The following is a 19,251-nucleotide window of genomic DNA, read 5'->3' as shown; positions in this document are numbered from 1 at the left end:
CGAAAACGGGCGGCACCCTTACCGGTGCCGCCCGTTTTGTGTATCACGGGGAGAGAGCATATTCATGAACGAGATCGAGATGGGCCATCTGCGACGTTGTGTCGAATTGGCGCGAGAGGCATTGGACGAAGGCGACGAACCGTTTGGATCGGTACTTGCTGCCGCTGACGGGACTTTCCTCGCGGAAGATCGAAACCGAATTGCGGGAGGCGACAGCACACGACATCCGGAATTCGAGTTGGCGCGGTGGGCCGCGCAGTATCTGACGACGGAAGAGCGCTCTACGGCAACGGTATTCACCTCCGGCGAGCATTGTCCGATGTGTTCGGCTGCTCATGCCTGGGTGGGATTGGGCCGGATCGTGTACGTGTGTTCGTCTGCGCAGTTGAGTGAATGGCTTACGGAGTGGGGAGTGGCCTCGGGGCCGGTACGATCCCTCCCGATCAACGAGGTTGCGCCGAATCTTCCGGTGGAAGGGCCGGTTCCGGAGCTGGTCGATGAGGTCCGCGAACTGCACCGCATGCTGCATTCACGCGGCGCCTGACGACACGCAAACGGACGGCACCTCTCGATCGAGATGCCGCCCGCTCTATGACGTTCAGGACATGACGTTCAGGACACTACGTCTACAGCCCGAGCCTGTTCACGCAGTTCGCCCTTGACTACCTTGCCACTTGCATTGCGCGGCAGGGCTTCCACGACGATGATGTCCTTGGGGTGCTTGTACCGTGCCAGGCGATCATTGAGGAAGGTGCTCAGCTCCTCGATGGTCAGGTCCACGGTTGAACCGGGGGTCATCGCGATGATCGCTACCGGTACCTCGCCCCACTTGGCGTCGGGACGCCCGACGACCGCGGCTTCGACTATCAATTCGTGTTCGTACAGAACGTTCTCGACCTCGGCGCAGTAGATGTTCTCGCCGCCGGAGATGATCATGTCCTTCTTGCGGTCGACGACGTACACAAATCCTTCGTCGTCGACACGGACCAGGTCGCCGGAGTGAAACCACCCGCCGTGGAAGGCATCTGCGGTGGCCTGGGGGTTATTCCAGTACTCACTCATCATTGTGGGTCCGCGGTAGACAATTTCCCCGATTTCGCCGGGTGCCACGTCATCCATGTTCTCGTCGACGACGCGAGCCGAGATGGTGGGGATGACCCGGCCGACTGAACCGAGCTTACGGATGGCGTCATCGCCGTCGAGTACGCAAGTGATGGGAGACATTTCGGTTTGCCCGAAGACTGCGACGTTGAACGCATCAGGGAAGGTTTCGGCCATCGCCCGCAAGATCGTGTCCGACGACGGGGCGGCACCCCAGGAAATGTTCTTGAGCGAGAGGGCTCGAGGTTGGGCTTTCTGAACTGCACACACCGCCTGCCACTGCACGGGCACGAGGAACAAGCTGGTGACCTTCTCGGCTTCGAGGATATCGAGAAGCTGACCCGGGTCGAATGCGCCAACCGGGTGGATCACCGTGGTAGTGCCCAGTTGCAGGCTTGGGGCGATGGAACCGAGGGCAGCGATGTGGAACATCGGCGACGCACAGAAGCCGATGGAATCCTCGTTGAACAGGTGGAAGGCACGAATGCAGGTCAACGCTTGTGACGAGAGATTGGAATGCGAGAGCACGGAACCTTTGGGGCGTCCTGTGGTTCCCGAGGTGTACATGATGAGAGCCGGTGTGTCGTCCGGGATGTCGATCAATGCATGAGGTTCACCCGGTTCGCTGATCAAGTCCTCGTAGTTCAAGCTGTCGCCCTCAGCGGGTGCGCCCACCGTGATGGAGATGTCGATGCCCTCGGACGCTGCGCGGGCTGCGCCGGCCAACGGAGCCAACGGGCCCTCCGCGACAATGACTTTGGAGCCCGAGTCGTTGACAAGGTAGGCGACCTCAGGTGGGGTCAGTCGGAAGTTCACCGGGACAGCGATCGCGCCCAACGCATTGGTCGCGAGAACAATCTCGAGGTACTCGGGGCGGTTCAGCATCAGGATCAGAACGCGGTCACCAAAACTGACGCCGCGCCGGGAGAGCGCGTCTGCCAGTTTTTCGACGCGCTCGTTCAGCGTGCTCCAGGTGATGGAATCGCCCTGGAATCGCAGCGCGATGCGGCCCGGGATCATCTGCGCGTGGCGGGCAACCTGATTGTTCCAGTTGGTGCGTCGCAGGCGCTGTACCTCGGACGCTGTATCGGTGGAGGGCATCTACTGTTTCCTCTCAATCACTTGAAGTGGGGTGCGCGTTTCTGAAGCATTGCGGTCGCGCCTTCGGCGAAGTCGGCTCCGACAAGAAGTTCTGCTTGACCGGTCTTTTCGAGTTCCAGAGCGGAGTCGATGCGATCGAGTGTTGCGGCGTTCAGTGCGGCTTTGGTGAGTTGGAGAGCACGACGGGGCGCTGCGCTGGTGCGCTTCGCGACGGACTCGATGTGTGCAGCGAACTGATCGTCGGGAAGGGTTTTGGAGACGAGCCCGAATTGCGCTGCATCTGTAGCGGATAGACGCTCACCCAGCAGAAGCATCTCGGCTGCACGCGCCCGGCCGATCGCTGCCGGAATCAATGCGCTGGCGCCGCCGTCTGACATCAGTCCGATGTTGACGAAAGACATGAGGAAGTAGGCACTTTCGGCAGCATAGGTCAGGTCTGCGGCGAGGGCGATGGAGACGCCTACACCTGCGGCAGGTCCGTTGACTGCGGCGATCACGGGCACGGAGGTGCTGGTGATAGCGCGAATCACGGTGTTTGCGGTGTCCATGACGATCTGGGGATCTGTCGGATTGGTTGTGATAGCTGCGAGGTCTGCTCCCGTGCAGAAGGCGCGGCCTGCTCCGGTGATGACGATGGTGCGCACATCCGGGTTGTCGCCGGCGTCGGTAACAGCGTCGATGAGACTTTTCATGGTCTCGAAGTCGGCTGCGTTCATGCGTTCGGGGCGGTTGAAGGTCAAACGCAGAATGCCGTTGTCGAGTTCCGTCAGGAGACCCGCTTCGGACGAGGTCATGACGAACTCGGGAAAACGGTACAACACATGCGAATCATCAGCACACAGCTTCCTTCTCACGGTTGATCTGGCGAAATGTGTTCCCTTGGCGTAGGCCGTAACTCGTGCCGCAGGAGGGTCTCTTCAGTGGTGAATCTATCTGCGAGATTGTGCGAATAGCGGTTAACATAACACCTCGAGTGGCAGTGTCAAGGGTGTTCGGAGAATCCGATACGGTAGCTGTGAAACGAATGGAGGGATTCATGCCCGGACGGACACGCGTCGTGGCACGTGGCGATGAATCCACTTCGCGTACGCGGCCGAAGAATCGCAAGGCTCAGATCGCGGCGGTTGCAGCCGAGGCGTTCAGTGAGCGCGGGTACCACGCGGTGGGTATCGACGACATAGCGTCTGCCGTCGGCGTGTCCGGTCCCGCGCTGTACCGCCATTTCCCCACCAAATACGCACTGTTCGTTCACGCGGTCGAAAACTTGTCTCGGGCACTGCTCGATGCGGCCGATTCCGCGCACTGCGAGAGCGACGATCCACGGCAACAGTTGCAAGCCGTCATGGTCGCGGTCATCGGTGTCACCCTCGAGAATCGGCGTCGGGGCGGGCTCTATCGTTGGGAAGGCCGCTACCTCGAGAAGGTGGATCGCGAGAACCTGCGCCTGGAGGTGGTGGCGTTGCGCTTGCGGGTGTCAGAGCCGTTGGCTGCGGTCCGCCCGGAGCTCGGTCGTGCCGATCTCGACCTCGTCACGGCAGCGATTCTGAGTGTGATCGGTAGTGTCACGGGGCATCGATCGGCGTTGCCGCCCAAGCAGATCGAGTCCTTGATGCTCTCCGCCTGCTGGTCTGTGATCGATATGGAACTCCCGCGGCGAGCCTCGTCGGTAGTGCCTTTGCAAGGCGTCAATACGATTCCAGGACTCGAACGTACATCGAAACGTGAAGTGCTGCTTCGCGAAGCGGTGCAGCTTTTCCATGAACGTGGGTATCACGAGGTCAGCATCGAGGAAATCGGAGCCGCCGCCGGGATCACCGCATCGAGTGTGTACCGGCATTTTCCGAGCAAGGCAGACCTACTGGCCGCAGCCTTTCATCGGGTGTCCGAACAATTGACCGTCACGTTGGGCTCCGCCCTGGCAGAATCCGAGACTCCGCGCCAGGCTGTGCACACACTTGCTGAGCTGTACGTTGCCGTCTTCTTCGCTCAGAGTGAGTTGCTTGCCGTCTATTTCGCGGAAGTCGGAAATCTCCCTGCCGATGCCGGCAAGGAGCTACGGAAGATTCAGCGACGCAATGTCGAGGAGTGGGCGCACCTGTGCGTCGACGCCCGGCCCGAACTCACTGTCGCGTCGGCTCGATTTCTTGTTCACGCGGCGCTGGGACTGGTTCTCGATGTCGGCCGCGTCGTCCGATTCGCGGAAGCCGAACGCGTCGCGGCACTTCTGTCGGTGACACTTCTCGGATAGTCGCGGGTAAGTTCGAGTGGCAAGGCGTTTCACACAATCCGCAGACGGAAGTAGGGACACCCAATGCCAACTCGTACCGCACGCACTGCCTGGAACGGCACCTTGGAAGCCGGATCGGGGCAGGTGGAACTCACCAGTTCCGGAGTCGCGACATTCGACGTGTCGTTCCCCAAACGAGCAGCTGAGGAAGCCGGCGGAACCACCAGCCCAGAAGAACTGATCGCCGCGGCACATTCGTCCTGCTACGCGATGCAGTTGTCAGCGCTCATCGCCGAGGCCGGGGGAACTCCGCAGAGCCTCGACATCACGGCGGATGTCTCGTTGGGCCCCGACACGGTCGGCTTCAAGCTGACCGGAATCAAGCTCACCGTTCGCGCCGAGGTCGACGGCCTCGACGCCGACGGTTTTGCCAAGGTAGCCCAGGCCGCAAAGGAAACATGCCCGGTCAGTAAGGCTTTGACAGGCGTCGACATCACATTGGATGCAGCGCTGGACTGATCTTCTCGTGCTCGGGCGCCGTTTTCGGCGCTCGAGCACCTCTGATCACCAGGTAGCTCGCGAGCAGTATCGGGAGCACCCACAGATCCGAAGGATCGCGGACGACGAGGATCGGCAAGAGGTTTCCGCGTAATCCTGCTGCGGCCCAACGGAGAAATCCGATCACCCACTCGTACGCGTCGCCAACCGGCGCAACCATTTTCACGGCGGCAAAGCCTATTCCCGTGACTGCGATGGACCAGGCGATCGCTGCTCGCCCCACCAGGCTGCGTCTGGGCACCTCGAGAACCGAGAGCAGAAGCAGTGGAAACAGGAACACACCGGCTATGTCGGACAGCTTGCCCGTCATCGTGTTTCCGAAGGCGTCCTTGAGCACGTGGTCGTTGATCAGAATGATCGCCACCGAAACCAGGGCCCACGGACTCAGCAGCAGATCGCCCGGACGCCTCACGACAGGTTGATGGTTGCCGAGCCGGACGAGAACAGATCGCATTTGAACTGCAAACGCAGACCGGTGGCGGCTTCGGGGACCTCATACGACAATTCACCGCGCTTGGCCGCACCCGGCGCTAGCTCTCCGTCGACGCTCGACGTGTTGCTGTCGGTGAACGTGATGTTGTACGACTTGTTTGCCGAGTCCTGCAGTTCGAAGCACATCATCGACGACACCGCGGCGGGCTTGTCACTGTTGTTGGTGACCTCGGTGTCAACCACGACGTAGCGGTTTCCGGGATCAGCGGTGATGAACTGATTGGTCGAGACGTACGGATCGACAACGCCGTGTACCTGAACGCGCCAGTCACCGAGTTCGACGACGTCACCGATACCGAAAGCGGCAGCGGGCGCGGGCGCGGCGGACGAACCGTTGTCGTCGACCTTCTTCGCTTCATCGGTTTCGCCTGACGCGATGGTTGCGAACAGGGCTGCGCCGACGGCGAGGACGGCGAGGGGAGTGCGGAGTGATCGCATGATGGGTGCCTTTCGAGAGCGGGTATGGCACTAGTCAACGATGTCCGGGATGCCTTTCGCGTCAGCCGAAAGATCGGGTGATCTCCTCCTTTCGGTCGTTGTTTGCGCGCGTGGTGGTCCAATCGGCTGATTCGAGGAGTCGGTGGTGGTCTATACGCTTACTCGGTGATCACCACCCGAGGAACTGCAGTGCGACGACGCGTATGGACAACTGTCGCCGTCGCATTCAGCATTTTCTGCTCGATCATGACGGCGACTATCGCCGGCTCGTCGGGAAATGTGCCACCGGTGCTGGTCGGAATCGGCTTTGTTCTCGGCGCAGCTGGTGGGATATCGCTGGTGTGGCGGCGTCAACGTCCCTGGGCGGTTCTGGCGATCACGCTGGTCGGTCCTCTGTTCTTTCCGACAGATGCCACGGCGGCGCTCATCGCTTTGTTTGCAGTTGCTCGAATCGCGCGCGGAAATCAATTGGCGGTCGCGGGCGCGGCGGTGTACGTCGCATGCGGAATCTCGTTGACCTACGACGCCTTTCGGGATCGCGAGTTTTCGGTGCTGACGATCGGAACTGCTGCGCCGAAGGACGGCACAGAGCTCGCGCAGTACAACCTGGCGCTGTGGATTCCATGGCTGGTCGCAGCCGTCATGGTCGCCGTCGTGGTGGCGCTCTCGCTTCTCGTTCGTACCAAAACCGAACTCGTCGAGGCCGAGCACGTGCGGGATCTGGCGACGGAACAGACCGATGCGATGCGCGACGAAATGATTCGCACCGAGGAACGCACCCGGATCGCCCGCGACATGCACGACACAATCGCGGCCAGCTTGAGTCGAATTTCGTTGTTTGCCGGCGGGTTGCAAGTCAGTGCTGCAGACAATCCGGAGAAGGTCGTCAATACCGCAGCCATGATCCGAACTACCGCACACGAGGCTTTGGACGAATTGAAGGGCATCGTCGGAGTGCTCAGGGGAAGTGGTGATCGTCGTGAGCACGGTGGGCATCAGGGCATCGATGCGATCGGTGATCTGGTCAACGGTGCTCGTGCGGCCGGCATTCACTGCCGTCTGGAATCGGAACTGCTTCCGGGTGACGTGGGAATGTTGGCTGGTCACGTGTGTTATCGCGTAGTGCAGGAAGCGCTCACCAATGTTCAGAAATACGCGAGCGATCAAATGCTCGTCATTTCCGTCACTGGATCACCGCATGACGGAATTCGCATTCTGGCACGCAACAAGCTCAGCGATCTGCCTCCGATGACGTCGATCGGTTCGCGTTCGGGGCTCCGCGGATTGGCCGAGCAGGCACGCGAGATCGGCGGCAAGGTCGAGGCCGGCGCGCTGGGGGAGGACTTCCTCGTCAGTTGCTGGGTGCCCTGGTTCGCATAATTTTGTCGGTGGCACTCGGTAGTCTTGCGCCCACCATGAACACAGACTCGCGGGTGACGACGCTGATTGTCGACAACGACGCCTGGGTGAGGCGCGGGATGAAGGACATCCTCGAAGCCACACCCGACATCGTGGTGGTTGCAGAGGCCGAGGACGGCGACCAAGTGCCGGCCAAGGTCACTCGATTTCGTCCCCACGTGGTACTGATGGACCTCAAAATGGTCCGCGTCGGGGGCTTGGAAGCAACTCGCCAGTTGATGTTGATGCCCAACCCTCCCAAGGTCATCGCAATGACGGCTTTCGACGTCGACGGCCTGGTGATCGAGGCGGTCGAGGCCGGCGCGCACAGCTTCATGCGGAAAGATGCTGCACCCGAAGCCTTTCAGCAGGCCGTGCGCGTCGTTGCATCCGACCATGCGCTGTTCAGCCGGGATTCTCTGCGGACTATCGCCGAGTCCACTCCCCGTGAACCTGTTCGGGACCAGACGGCGTTGGCGGTGCTCACCGACCGTGAGCGCGAAGTTCTGGTGCAGTTGGCCACAGGTCTGGGAAACGGTGAAATCGCGGAGCGTATGTACCTCGGTGAAACAACGATCAAATCGCACGTCTCGTCGTTGTTCTCGAAACTCGGAGTGAACAATCGGGTGCGTGCATCGTTGGTTGCGTACCGCTGCGGTCTCGTCGTGTGATGTAAGGACTAATCTCGCCGCTGCTGTTGTTGGACCTTCGGTGACTGATCAAATCGTGATTGACCAAGACGTGACCATCGAAGTGTGGTCGGACGTTGCTTGTCCGTGGTGCTACATCGGAAAGACCAGGTTCCTCTCGGCCCTGGATCGTTTCGAGAACAAGGACCGCGTCAACGTCATCTGGCGCTCGTACCAGCTTGCGCCGGAGACTCCGGTGGGAGAGGGCCGCACGGAACTCGACGCCTTGGTCGAGATGAAGGGAATGGCGCCTGATCAGGTACGCCAGATGTTCTCGCATGTGAGCGCGACGGCCGCCGAGGTCGGATTGACCCTGGACTTCGACACCGTGATCGCCGCCAACACTTTTGATGCGCACAGACTGCTACATCTCGCCGGTGAGCGACAGAACGAACTCCTCGAAGCACTGTTCAAGGCTCACTTCAGCGACGGAAAGGTGATCGACGATCGTGAGGTGCTGGTAGATCTGGCTGTGAGCGTCGGCCTCGACGCGGACACCGTGCGTGAGCAGCTCAACTCCGATGCCGCCGCCGAGTCAGTGCGCGAGGATCTGTCCATGGCCCGCCAGCTCCAGGTCAGCGGCGTTCCGTTCTTCGTCGCCAACCGTGCGGTCGCTGTGTCCGGCGCTCAGCCCGAAGAGGTGTTCCTGCAGCTGCTCACGCAGGCTTCCGAGCCGGCCTGACAGCGAACATCCCTGACAGCGCGTGCGCAGAGGCGCTGTCAGGGATGGGTCACGGCCGCAATACGCAGCGAGTTCCCCCGTAGATCGTGGTAATACATTTGTTGCAGTGAATGCAGAGCGTCTGCCCGTGACCTTCTTCCTCGATCGTCTTGATCAAGTTCGGGTCGCTGAGCAGTGCGCGGCCCATTTGGACGAACTCGAATCCCTCACGCATGGCGAGGTCGATCGATTCCTTGCCCGTGATTCCGCCGAGCAACACCAGCGGGAGGTCTACTGCGTCGCGGATCTGGCGCGCGTGATCGAGTAGGTAGGCGTCGGTGTACGGGTAGGTGCGCAGGAAGTGCTTTCCCACCAGTTTGATTCCCAGCTTCTGTGGCTGCGGCATGAGTGCCCCGAATTCCCGTAGCGGTGCGTCACCTCGGAACGTGTAGAGGGGGTTCTCGAGTGAGCTTCCGGCTGTGAGGACCACCCCGTCCAGGGTTCCGTCTTCTTCGAGCCAGCGCACAACTGTGATTGCCTCTTCGAGCCAGAATCCACCAGGCACGCCGTCATCCATGCTGACCTTGGCGATCACGGCGATTTTCGTACCGACCGCGTCTCGGACGGCGCGTGCGGTTCGACGCGCGAAGCGTGCCCGATTCTCCAGGCTTCCCCCGTAGGAATCGGTGCGGTGGTTCAGTTTCGGGCTCAGGAATGAACTGATGAGGTAACCGTGACCGAAATGTAGTTCGATGGCATCGAAGCCTGCCTCGACGGCCGCTCTGGCAGCGTGGGCGTGAGCCTCGACGATCCGATCGATGTCTGCCTCGGAGGCGGCTTCGGCAAAACTGAGGGTTGTCAGGTGAAAGTGTCTACTCGCTGAAAGTGCCTTCTGGCCAGTCGCTTTCGGTGGTGCGACAGCACCCGCATGGCCGATCTGCGCTGAGACTGCCGCACCTTCGGCGTGAATCGCATCAGTCAACCGGCGCAACCCGGGCGCGGTTTCCTCGGTCCATTGGAGTTGCCCGCCGGCCGCACGCCCTTCCGGTGCGACGGCGCAGTAGGCAACTGTTGTCATACCGACGCCGCCGGCAGCGAACTTGCGATGAAAGTCGATCAGTTCGTCGGTGACGACGCCGTTGGGTGTCATTCCCTCGAACGTGGCCGATTTGATGATTCGGTTCCGGAGCGTCGCCGGTCCCAACTTCGCAGGCGCGAAGGCCTCCAGTGTGGTCATCGGCTCGTATCCAATTCTGCGACAGCTGCTTCGAGCTTCTTGATCTGGTGTGCCAGCCACCCGGATTCCCAGAAGTTCGCCTCGGTGGACGGCTGTGTCAGCAGTTCCCGGTGGCAGGCCAGGAGGACGCGGGTAGCAGGTCCGTTATCGGGCTCGAATGCGAGAGCAGCCTCGGACAGCGCGGTGGCTTCGACCACTGCTCCTTCGGCGAGTCTCGTTTCGGCGAGTTCGATTGCACGCTCCACTCCGGCCAGTTCGACGAGATCAGCCAGAGTCTTCGTTCGGGGCAGATCGTAGAGCGCTGTGGTGGAGTCGTGATGGAACCATCCCAGGTAGGTTTCCCAGATGGTCTTGACTCCCCACTTGACCTGACCGTAGCCCTGTCCGACGTAAAGGTGTGGCGGCAAGGCGATTTCGCGCATCAGCGATTCGACGGACTTACCCGCGTTGATTCCGTCGAGCGTCGTGCGGTGAACGTAGTCGACGGCGTCGTACATCCGCTTCAAGACGGCGTCGATCAGTTCTTCGCCCTCGATGGGCTCGCCGCGGCCGGTGATCAGTGTCTGCGGACGCAGATCACGCAGCGTGCGAATTGTCTTCAGGTACGGCTCGACAAAGCGGTATCGTTGTCCGCGAACGGTATTGAGATTGGGGAAGTGGCCGAAGAGAGGGCCGAGCAGATTGCTGATCATCGCGATGCGATGCTGCGGAAGCCACACCATTGCGCCGTCGACTGTTTCGCCTACACCAGAATGTAATTCGACATCCAGTCCGCCGACCGTGAGGTCGAGACGATCTGTGAAAGTGAGATCCGGGATCGGCTCGTCCTGTGCATTGGACACGGATGGGAATTCTGCGGCAAAGCGTGCGACGGTATCGCCGTCCCGGCCGAACCATACGGGTGCCCATTGACGCATCCGCTTGATGACACGAGCATCGTCGAGCTGAACGGACTGGTTCAGCTCGTTGGCCACGTAGACGGCACCCGGCTCACGAAAGGCGTGAACTCCACCGACGTGGTCGGTATGGCCTTGAGTGGTGATGATGTACCTGGTCGGCCCGGAGTAGATGTCGTCGAACAGCTTTCGATGATGCGGTCCTTCGAATCCGCAGCCGGTGTTGACGATGATCCGGCCGGCCGGCGTGACGATCATGTACGCCGAGCTGGTGCCGCCGCTGCGGTAGATGAAATCGTTGATCGTGATCGCTTCGTCGGTGTACTCAGGTTCGAGCAGGGTCTTTCCCGGTCGTTGCGCGATCAGAGCGTCGACTTGATCGGAGATGTGCTGGTTCACAGAACCTCTACTTTCACAGAGAAGGCGTCAAAATAGTTGGCAAATCGAGTGCGCAGTTCGGCCGGTTCTCGGCCGAAGTCTGCTCGCAGGTCGTACACAACCTGACCGCCCGAACCGCGTTTGTGACTGGACATGTACTCGCGGATCTCTCCTCGCGCCTGCTCGGTCATCTCGAGGCCGGCGCGGTTGTAGATGTGCTCGACAGTTCCGATGTCGTTCGCCATGAATTGGTCGAAGTACACATCCACTCGCCGCTCGTCGGGGATCAGGGCGAGATCGCGGGTTCCCGCATCGAGCAACCGGCTGACGCGGTCGATCCAGTAGTCGCACACCGCATCCAGGTCGAGCTCGTGAAAGTTCATCCGGGCGCCGTAGCCGACCATCGTCGCTGCAGACTGGACTACCGACACCGGATCGCGGTGTGTCATGACGACGGTGGCGTCGGGGAAGGTGTCCATGAGTGGACCGAGTTGCTCGAGGTGCTGCGGGCACTTGAGAATCCAACGGTTCGGACCACGTAGCCACTGAAGGAGTTTGAGCATCGTCTTGATGAACTCGTAATGGGGGCGCTGATCGTGGGCGAGATAGTAATCGCGCCAGCGAGGTGCCATCGACGACATCCACTCGAAGTTGTAACTCGAGAAATCGAGGCTTTCGAGTTCGAGTTCCTCGTGAATATGTTCCGGGGTCATCGGATGCATTGCTGCCACCAGAGGGCTCTTGGCCTGCATCTGGTTCCAACGTTCTTGGCTCCGAAGCAATCTCGGGTCGACGCCGTCCACGCCGAGTTCGTCACCCGCGAAGGGGACGGGTTCCTGACTTTCCCAGAGTGGCAGCGACCGGAAACGGGAATCAGCCGACATGAGGTTCAGGAGATGCGTGGTACCCGAACGCGGCAGTCCCACAACGATGATGGGAGCCACGATCTCCTCGTCGTGAATCTCGGGGTGGCGACGCAGGACATCCAGTACTCGAAGTCGGTTGGCCGCGTAGCGGGTGCACGCTGCGTGAGTAGTCATCCGGGAGACCGGTGAACGGTTGGGATCGGCGTCGATCTCGTCGAGCCACAACGCCAGTCGCTCGCGGAAGTCGTCAGGACCGAAATCGCCGAGGCCTGTTTGTTCTCGCGCGGCGGAGAGAACGCTGTCCACGGACAGGGTTATCGGGTTCGCTTCGGCGTAGGCCCACGTCTGTTGCTGGGATTCGGTGAGTACGGGGTAACGGAGGTCGGTGATGCGCACGCGTTTCGGTGAGGTTGCTTCAGGTTGCGCGGTGGACGACGGCATCGAAGTCATCCTCTGATCGAGAATCCGCCGTCGACGGGCAAGGTCTGTCCGGTGACGAATTGTGCGGCCGGGCTGGCAAGAAACAGGACGACGGGAGCGACGTCCACGGACGGGTCTGCCCACCGGGCCATCGGGGTGCGATCGAGTGACGGTTTGCTGTGTTCAGGGCGCTGCTGGAGTCCAGCCGTCATCTTGGTTGCGGTCAATCCCGGAGCTATGGCGTTGACTCGAATTCCGTCCTTGGCCCAGCTCGATCCCATCGTCTTGGTCATCTGGACGACGGCACCTTTCGATGCGCCGTATCCGGGCACGACGTCGACGGCGAAGTACGACGCCATCGACGCGACGTTGATGATGGAAGCGCCGCCGCTCTGGGTGCTTTCCTTGAGTAGTGGGAGAACCGCGGAAGACATCCGGAATCCGCTCACGACGTTCACGGTAAGCGATTCCTCGAATACCTCCGGGTTCCACTCGCCCTTCTGGGTAAGTGTCTGACCGGCGTTGTTGACCAAGATGTCCAGTGCGGACAGCCCTGCCGCGACGGCGGCGATCTGCTCGCGATCTGTCATGACGCACTGCCGGTAGACGAATGCCGAGAGGTCGTGCTCGTAGTCGTCGGCCGACGCTTTGGTTCCGGTAATCGTCACGTGCGCGCCGGCGTCGACGAAGCGGTGTGCAATCGCAAGTCCGAGGCCGTTGGACCCTCCGGTTACGAGAACTCGGGAGGAAGAAAAGTCGAATGCCACAACACTTTTCGCAATAGAATCAGTTGCTCTGTCTTCGGTGCTTGATGTCATGAGGTGTGACAGTAGCCAGTTTGTGAACAATGTTCAATAGCTGTTGAACATTGTTTAGCGAGCAGCTAGTGTGTGTGGATGAACGCAACGAACACCACGTCTGTCCGCGGAGATACGGAAGCACGGCGCCGAGGGATCCTCGATGCTGCAGCAGCCATCCTGGATGTGGGTGGCTACGCCGCACTGACGATTCGGAGCGTCGCCAAAGAAGCCGGTATGAGTCCCGGACTCATCTACCAGTACTTTGTCGACAAACGCGACATCTTTGCAGCTCTCCTCTTCGAGAGTCAGCAGGAGTTGACCGTGTTCATTGCCGAATTGCCACGCGATCAAGGCATATCGGCCCTGATCGCAGCTATCGTGCCTGAAACCACCAAGCAATGGGCCCGAGTCGGGCACGTGGCATCTGTGTGGAGAACGACCGAAGACGCTTCGAACTCCGACGGGCAAGCGGTCCAAGACTTACGACATTCCACCGAAGCACAATTTGCAGAGTTGCGGACAGCTCTCGAAGACGCAGCGGGTGCACAGGGGCTTTCACTCCGTGAGGGACCTTCCCTGATCCCCTTCGTCTGGGCCGGCCTCATGGGGCTGGCCGACACCATCGTCAACAACTGGGCCCAAGACCTCGATCCGACGGAGTACATCACGTACTCGGCAGACGGGCTAGCGAGGGCAATTACACACTGACTGGAGCATCGATGACGCGAACTACCACGCATCATGACGACCCACCCGAAATGACGTGCGATACAACCGCTGCCATCGATATCAGCACTGCCGCAGGAGAACTGCTCCTCCGGTATCGCGAAGCGTTGACTTCCGACGATGTCGAGCCCGTCGCATTCCGAAAGGGTGCAGACCGAGTCAGTCAGGAATTCATCGCTGGGGAACTGGCTCGCCGATTCAACGACGACGCGGTGCTCTCGGAAGAATCACCTGACAATGCTGTGCGGCTCAGTGCGTCGCGCGTCTGGATCGTCGACCCACTCGACGGAACCCGCGAGTTCGGTGAGATCGGCCGCAGTGACTGGGCTGTGCACGTTGCATTGTTCGAAAACGGCTCTCTCACAGCAGGAGCCGTGGCGCTCCCGGGTCTGGGAATAACACACTCGAGTAGAGACCCGGTACCGCTGTACAACGTCGTGCCGTCCAACCCTCGGGTTGTCGTAAGTCGCACTCGGAGGCCGGAGCCAGTGATGGCACTGGCCCGAGCGTTGGATGCCGAGTTGATCGAGATGGGCTCGGCTGGAGCCAAAGCCATGGCGGTAGTGCGCGGCGACGCTGACATCTACGCCCATGCCGGCGGACAGTACGAGTGGGATTCTGCCGCCCCGGTTGCCGTGGCTCAGGCTGCCGGCCTGCATGTTTCACGAATCGATGGCTCTGCTCTGCACTACAACCAAGAGAACCCTTGGTTGCCCGACTTGTTGATCTGCCGCCCTGAACTTGCTGCTACCGCACTGGAGGTGCTGAACCGATGACTACCACGCTGACGCATCTCGAACGGCTCGAAGCCGAGAGTATCCATATCATGCGAGAAGCGGTCGCCGAGAGTGAAAATCCGGTGATGCTGTACTCGGTGGGCAAGGACTCCGCCGTGATGCTGCACTTGGCGCGCAAGGCGTTCTACCCGTCGAAGCTTCCGTTTCCGTTGCTGCACGTGGACACTACGTGGAAGTTCCGCGAGATGTACGGCCTTCGCGACGAGACAGCAGCGGCGCCGGACCTCGATCTCCTCGTGTACAAGAATCCGGAATGTGTGGAGAAGGGAGTCAACCCCTTCACCCACGGCAGTGCCGTCCACACCGACATGTGGAAAACCGAGGGACTCAAGCAAGCCCTCGATCACTACAAGTTCGACGCCGCATTCGGTGGCGCCCGCCGTGACGAAGAAAAATCCCGCGCCAAGGAACGGATCTTCTCGATCCGATCGGCAGCGCACCGCTGGGATCCCAAGCAACAGCGCCCGGAATTGTGGCGGATGTACAACGTCCGCAAATCGCCGGGGGAGAGCTTGCGCGTGTTCCCGCTCTCGAACTGGACCGAGCTCGACGTGTGGGAATACATACGCCAGGAACAGATTCCGATTGTCCCGCTGTACTTCGCCGCCAAGCGTCCCGTCGTCGAACGTGACGGCGCGTTGATCATGGTCGACGACGACCGGATGCCGTTGCTGCCGGGTGAAACACCGGAACTCAAGAGTGTTCGTTTCCGAACCCTCGGGTGCTATCCGCTGACCGGCGCTGTCGAATCGACCGCGACATCCTTGACCGACATCATCCAAGAGATGTTGTTGACCACCACATCCGAACGCCAAGGCCGGGTCATCGACCACGACTCGAGCGCGTCGATGGAGAAGAAGAAGCAAGAGGGGTACTTCTGATGACCGTTTCCTCGGATCTGATTGCCGACGATATCGAACAGTATCTCGAACGTCATGCCAACAAGACGATGCTCCGCTTCATCACCTGCGGCAGTGTCGACGACGGCAAGAGCACGCTCATCGGTCGCCTTCTCTACGAATCGAAATTGGTTTTCGAAGACCAACTTACGGCTCTGGAAAACGACTCACGCAAGGTCGGCACCCAGGGCGAAGGTCTCGATTTCGCGCTCCTCGTCGACGGACTGGCTGCCGAACGTGAGCAGGGCATCACTATCGACGTCGCGTACCGGTACTTCACGACCGAGCGTCGCAAATTTGTCGTCGCCGATACTCCTGGTCATGAGCAGTACACCCGCAACATGGTCACCGGCGCATCGACAGCTGACCTCGCGGTCATCCTCATCGATGCTCGCAAAGGTGTGCTCACTCAAACCCGCCGCCATTCGTACTTGGTTTCACTGCTCGGTATTCGACATGTAGTCATCGCCGTCAACAAACTCGATCTTGTCGACTACTCGCAGGAGGTGTTCGACAACATTGTCGCCGAATACCGTGCTTTTGCAGACGAAATCGGTTTGAAGAACGTCGTTCCGATTCCCATGTCGGCATATATGGGGGACAACCTCACCGAGCGCAGCGCGAATACCCCGTGGTACGACGGTCCGACACTTATCGATCACCTCGAAACCGTCGAGATCGACGATGATGTGCAGCAACGCCCGTTCCGTATGCCGGTGCAATGGGTCAACCGCCCCGACCTCGATTTCCGCGGCTTCTCCGGCCAGGTCACTTCCGGCATCATCCGCCCGGGTGATCGGATTCGAGCGCTTCCCAGCGGAAAGGAATCGACCGTCGCGCGCATCGTCACGATGGACGGTGATCTCATCGAAGCCATCGCCGGCCAATCCGTGACCATCACACTGACCGACGAGATCGACATCAGCCGCGGCGACATGCTCGCTTCATCGGATGCGCTGCCCCCGGTAGCCGACCAGTTCGAAGCCCACGTGGTGTGGATGGGTGAGCATGAGATGCTCCCGGAGCGGCCGTACCTCTGCCAGATCGGCACTATGACGGTCCAGGCTCGAATCACCAAGCCCAAGCACAAGATCAATGTCAATACTATGGAGAAGACGGCGACCGACACGCTTGCACTGAACGAAATCGGTGTCTGCAACCTGAGTTTCGACCGTCCGGTGCCATTCGACCCGTACGCCGACAACCGTGATACCGGTGGATTCATCCTCATCGACAGGTTGACGAACACCACCGTCGGCGCCGGACTCATCCAGCATTCTCTTCGGCGTTCGGACAACATTCACTGGCAGGCCGTCGATATCGACGAGAAGGCGCGAGAGACGCTCAACAGTCACAAACCGTGCGTAGTGTGGTTCACCGGGTTGTCCGGCTCGGGTAAGTCGGCGATTGCCAACGAGTTGGAGCGTAAACTCCATGCGCTAGGCTGCCATACCTATCTTCTCGACGGCGACAACGTTCGCCACGGACTCAACCGTGATCTCGGATTCACCGAAGCTGATCGTGTCGAAAACATCCGCCGCGTAACAGAAGTCGCTAAACTTATGGCCGATGCCGGACTGATCGTCCTCGCTTCGTTCATCTCACCGTTTCAGATCGAACGTCAATCCGCCACGGAAACCATCGGCGCCGATCAGTTCTTCGAGGTGTTCGTCGACACCCCGCTGGCTGTCGCCGAAAAGCGAGATCCCAAGGGGTTGTACAAGAAGGCGCGCAGTGGTGCGTTGAAGAACTTTACCGGCATCGACTCGCCGTACGAAACTCCGGTCTCGCCGGATATTCGTATCGATACGACGTCATCGTCGACTCTCGATGCCGCTGATCAGATAATCCGGCATCTGCTCGAACGCGGAATCATTCACTGATTTCTCGATCTGCTGATAACTCAACCCTCAATTAAGGAGTCCTACATGCCTTCTCGTGACGAGATCTGCGCCGTTGTCGACAGCTACGTCAAGCTGCTCGGATCGCACCAGATCGATGAGTTGATGGAATTGTTCCATCAGGGTGCTGTGCAGCACGAGCCCGTCGGTGTTCGCACCAATCGGGGTTTTGACGAGATTCGGGCATTCTTCGCCGAGAGTGAGGACACGCCGTTCACCGTGAGTCTGCTGACCCCTGTCACTGTTGTGGGCAAGTTTGCTGCGATGCAAATGCGTGTCGAGCGCGAAGGTTTGGAGGATTTTGCGTCTACAGATCTCTTCGAGTTCGATGACAACTGCAAGATTCTCTCGATCACTGCAGTCCCCGACATCAAGGCCCTCATTCCCTGATTCGGGCGGCCCGGACGGCTGGAGCGTTCGAGAACGGGAGCAGATGTGCACCGATGTCGGGGCAGGAGAGCGTGACCTGCGCTGCATCGACAAACCGATACGGTTGTGCTGCAACTACTCCAGCAAGATTCTTGCGTAGGCGGGACATCTCGGCCCGTACGGTCACCGTGCGGGCTGGGTCGTCGAACAGGTCCTGAGCTAATTGCGACGCGGTGCGCCCTCTTCGCTCCGATCCCAGGAGAAACAGAATTTCCGCATGGCGCTGGGTGGGGGAGTACGTCCATTCACCCAACTCCGAAGACACTGTTACCGACATGCTCTCGGAATCACGCAGATCGACGTGCACTGTGGGAGCAGCGACGTTGCTTCCGGTGGAGGTCGGCCTGATCAGCCAACCTCCTGGTAGCGGATCCAATTCGCACAGCCCGAGGGCCGGGAACCACGTCCGGCCGGGAGTCAGCGCCGAGGGCAGCAGGATTCGAGTGCGATGTGGCAGAGAATCGACCGCCGCAACCCAGCCATGAGCGTCGGTGACCAGTGCGGGTGATCCGCCGCGTGCGAGCATCGGCGCTGCAACAGAACGTAATTGGTCGAGGTTGTCGCGGTGCTTGTCACGCAGGTGTGATTGGGCAAGACGTGCGACGGCGTCGACCAAGGCGAGTGTGGTGGGGTGAATGGTCTTGGCCGGCCCGCTGATGTCGACCACGCCGATTACCCGATCGTCTCGTGGATCTCGAATAGGTGCACCCGCGCAGGTCCACGGGTGATGGCTGCGCGCATAGTGTTCCGCCGAAAAGATCTGAACGGCTTGATGCGACACCAATGCGGTACCGATGGCATTGGTGCCGACAGAGTCCTCGGCCCAGTTTGCACCCTCGATAAATCCGAGCCGCCCCGCCTGATCCAGGACCCGATTGGATCCGCTGCGCCACAGCACTGTTCCACGTATGTCCGCGACAACCATGATGTTCTCGCCGCTCGCAGTCACCGATTCGAGTCCGCGGGTCACGTCGTCGAGTACGTCGTACAGGCCCGATTCACGGCGACGTAGGTCGAGTTCTGCCACATCCATCGACGGTTCGATTCGGCTCTGTTCAGGATCGACTCCCAGCTCTCTCAGCCGCTGCCAGGACTTGCGGATCACGTCGCGGGGACGCGCGGGGGATCGATCACCGGCCATCGTGGCGTCGTACACCGCGGCGAGGGTCCTCGCGTAGTTGCGAGGATCCTCACCGGGTGGCATCGCGGGCTCGGGCAACCGCGTTGTGGGTGTGGC

20 protein-coding genes are annotated in these 19,251 nt (G+C 60.3%); 11 read left to right on the top strand and 9 right to left on the bottom strand.

Translation table 11 applies throughout. The features are described from left to right. The first annotated feature begins 64 nt into the window (after positions 1-64). The gene (locus FEZ60_RS09125) at positions 65-544 is read left to right on the top strand and encodes a nucleoside deaminase (RefSeq protein ID WP_033236332.1); all 480 of its coding nucleotides are present in this window, start codon (positions 65-67) and stop codon (positions 542-544) included. A 68-nt stretch (positions 545-612) separates the two neighbouring features. On the opposite strand, the gene fadD5 is transcribed toward FEZ60_RS09125, so the two are convergent. Both fadD5 and FEZ60_RS09115 read right to left on the bottom strand, forming a co-directional pair. Beyond that, positions 613-2,202: a fatty-acid--CoA ligase FadD5 gene (gene fadD5 / locus FEZ60_RS09120; protein ID WP_045068318.1), complete on the bottom strand. Its 1,590-nt coding sequence runs from the start codon at positions 2,200-2,202 to the stop codon at positions 613-615. A gap of 17 nt (positions 2,203-2,219) precedes the next feature. Beyond that, positions 2,220-2,996 carry an enoyl-CoA hydratase gene (locus tag FEZ60_RS09115; RefSeq protein ID WP_045069609.1) on the bottom strand — a complete coding sequence of 259 codons (777 nt, stop codon included), beginning with the start codon at positions 2,994-2,996 and terminating at the stop codon, positions 2,220-2,222. A 242-nt stretch (positions 2,997-3,238) separates the two neighbouring features. Between FEZ60_RS09115 and FEZ60_RS09110 the strand changes: the two genes are divergently transcribed. Further along, positions 3,239-4,450 carry a TetR/AcrR family transcriptional regulator gene (locus tag FEZ60_RS09110; protein ID WP_172935942.1) on the top strand — a complete coding sequence of 404 codons (1,212 nt, stop codon included), beginning with the start codon at positions 3,239-3,241 and terminating at the stop codon, positions 4,448-4,450. A 63-nt stretch (positions 4,451-4,513) separates the two neighbouring features. Beyond that, a complete protein-coding gene (locus tag FEZ60_RS09105; RefSeq protein ID WP_007726950.1) occupies positions 4,514-4,948 on the top strand; it encodes an OsmC family protein in 435 nt (144 codons plus the stop codon). Here the strand turns inward: FEZ60_RS09105 and FEZ60_RS09100 are convergent. Continuing rightward, positions 4,923-5,399 carry a hypothetical protein gene (locus FEZ60_RS09100; protein ID WP_045068321.1) on the bottom strand — a complete coding sequence of 159 codons (477 nt, stop codon included), beginning with the start codon at positions 5,397-5,399 and terminating at the stop codon, positions 4,923-4,925. The genes FEZ60_RS09105 and FEZ60_RS09100 overlap by 26 nt on opposite strands. Next, the gene (locus tag FEZ60_RS09095; RefSeq protein WP_172935941.1) at positions 5,396-5,917 is read right to left on the bottom strand and encodes a DUF4352 domain-containing protein; all 522 of its coding nucleotides are present in this window, start codon (positions 5,915-5,917) and stop codon (positions 5,396-5,398) included. Before FEZ60_RS09095 ends, FEZ60_RS09100 begins: the two co-directional genes overlap by 4 nt. A gap of 165 nt (positions 5,918-6,082) precedes the next feature. Here FEZ60_RS09095 and FEZ60_RS09090 point away from each other — a divergent pair, with 165 nt between their 5' ends. The 3 genes from FEZ60_RS09090 (at position 6,083) to FEZ60_RS09080 (ending at position 8,686) form a co-directional block, all read left to right on the top strand. Then, positions 6,083-7,297 carry a histidine kinase gene (locus tag FEZ60_RS09090; RefSeq protein ID WP_045068327.1) on the top strand — a complete coding sequence of 405 codons (1,215 nt, stop codon included), beginning with the start codon at positions 6,083-6,085 and terminating at the stop codon, positions 7,295-7,297. A 35-nt stretch (positions 7,298-7,332) separates the two neighbouring features. Further along, positions 7,333-7,986, top strand: a complete 654-nt coding sequence (locus FEZ60_RS09085; RefSeq protein ID WP_172935997.1) for a response regulator transcription factor — start codon at positions 7,333-7,335, stop codon at positions 7,984-7,986. A gap of 70 nt (positions 7,987-8,056) precedes the next feature. Next, positions 8,057-8,686 carry a DsbA family oxidoreductase gene (locus FEZ60_RS09080; RefSeq protein ID WP_245005902.1) on the top strand — a complete coding sequence of 210 codons (630 nt, stop codon included), beginning with the start codon at positions 8,057-8,059 and terminating at the stop codon, positions 8,684-8,686. Between the two features lie 49 nt (positions 8,687-8,735). On the opposite strand, the gene FEZ60_RS09075 is transcribed toward FEZ60_RS09080, so the two are convergent. The 4 genes from FEZ60_RS09075 to FEZ60_RS09060 are packed head-to-tail and all read right to left on the bottom strand — an operon-like array spanning position 8,736 to position 13,280. Continuing rightward, positions 8,736-9,902, bottom strand: coding sequence for an NADH:flavin oxidoreductase (locus tag FEZ60_RS09075; protein WP_033236337.1), 1,167 nt, complete (start codon positions 9,900-9,902; stop codon positions 8,736-8,738). After that, positions 9,899-11,197 carry an alkyl sulfatase dimerization domain-containing protein gene (locus FEZ60_RS09070; RefSeq protein ID WP_051730701.1) on the bottom strand — a complete coding sequence of 433 codons (1,299 nt, stop codon included), beginning with the start codon at positions 11,195-11,197 and terminating at the stop codon, positions 9,899-9,901. The genes FEZ60_RS09075 and FEZ60_RS09070 overlap by 4 nt, the downstream gene beginning before the upstream one ends. Then, the gene (locus FEZ60_RS09065) at positions 11,194-12,483 is read right to left on the bottom strand and encodes a sulfotransferase (protein WP_172935940.1); all 1,290 of its coding nucleotides are present in this window, start codon (positions 12,481-12,483) and stop codon (positions 11,194-11,196) included. Before FEZ60_RS09065 ends, FEZ60_RS09070 begins: the two co-directional genes overlap by 4 nt. A 5-nt stretch (positions 12,484-12,488) precedes the next feature. Beyond that, positions 12,489-13,280, bottom strand: a complete 792-nt coding sequence (locus tag FEZ60_RS09060) for an SDR family oxidoreductase (protein WP_207185751.1) — start codon at positions 13,278-13,280, stop codon at positions 12,489-12,491. Between the two features lie 78 nt (positions 13,281-13,358). Between FEZ60_RS09060 and FEZ60_RS09055 the strand changes: the two genes are divergently transcribed. From FEZ60_RS09055 to FEZ60_RS09035, 5 genes are read left to right on the top strand one after another with little or no spacing between them, the layout of a single operon-like run. Next, on the top strand, positions 13,359-13,970 hold the full coding sequence (locus tag FEZ60_RS09055; protein ID WP_033236338.1) for a TetR/AcrR family transcriptional regulator: 612 nt from the start codon (positions 13,359-13,361) through the stop codon (positions 13,968-13,970). Positions 13,971-14,020: 50 nt separating this feature from the next. Beyond that, positions 14,021-14,764 carry a 3'(2'),5'-bisphosphate nucleotidase CysQ gene (locus tag FEZ60_RS09050; RefSeq protein ID WP_172935996.1) on the top strand — a complete coding sequence of 248 codons (744 nt, stop codon included), beginning with the start codon at positions 14,021-14,023 and terminating at the stop codon, positions 14,762-14,764. Then, a complete protein-coding gene (cysD, locus tag FEZ60_RS09045) occupies positions 14,761-15,666 on the top strand; it encodes a sulfate adenylyltransferase subunit CysD (protein ID WP_045068338.1) in 906 nt (301 codons plus the stop codon). The genes FEZ60_RS09050 and cysD overlap by 4 nt, the downstream gene beginning before the upstream one ends. After that, positions 15,666-17,567, top strand: a complete 1,902-nt coding sequence (gene cysN, locus FEZ60_RS09040; protein WP_172935939.1) for a sulfate adenylyltransferase subunit CysN — start codon at positions 15,666-15,668, stop codon at positions 17,565-17,567. Before cysD ends, cysN begins: the two co-directional genes overlap by 1 nt. Positions 17,568-17,612: 45 nt before the next feature. Then, positions 17,613-17,975, top strand: a complete 363-nt coding sequence (locus tag FEZ60_RS09035) for a nuclear transport factor 2 family protein (protein ID WP_033236342.1) — start codon at positions 17,613-17,615, stop codon at positions 17,973-17,975. Here FEZ60_RS09035 and FEZ60_RS09030 read toward each other — a convergent pair. Then, positions 17,965-19,218 carry a GAF domain-containing protein gene (locus tag FEZ60_RS09030; RefSeq protein ID WP_080711836.1) on the bottom strand — a complete coding sequence of 418 codons (1,254 nt, stop codon included), beginning with the start codon at positions 19,216-19,218 and terminating at the stop codon, positions 17,965-17,967. The two genes, FEZ60_RS09035 and FEZ60_RS09030, sit on opposite strands and share 11 nt — an antisense overlap. Positions 19,219-19,251 lie beyond the last annotated feature (33 nt).

This window comes from Rhodococcus sp. MS16 (genome assembly GCF_013277795.1).
Classification (GTDB): Bacteria; Actinomycetota; Actinomycetes; order Mycobacteriales; family Mycobacteriaceae; genus Rhodococcus_F; species Rhodococcus_F globerula.
Note: the sequence above shows the minus strand (reverse complement) of the source record. Positions and strands in the feature narration are given on the sequence as shown.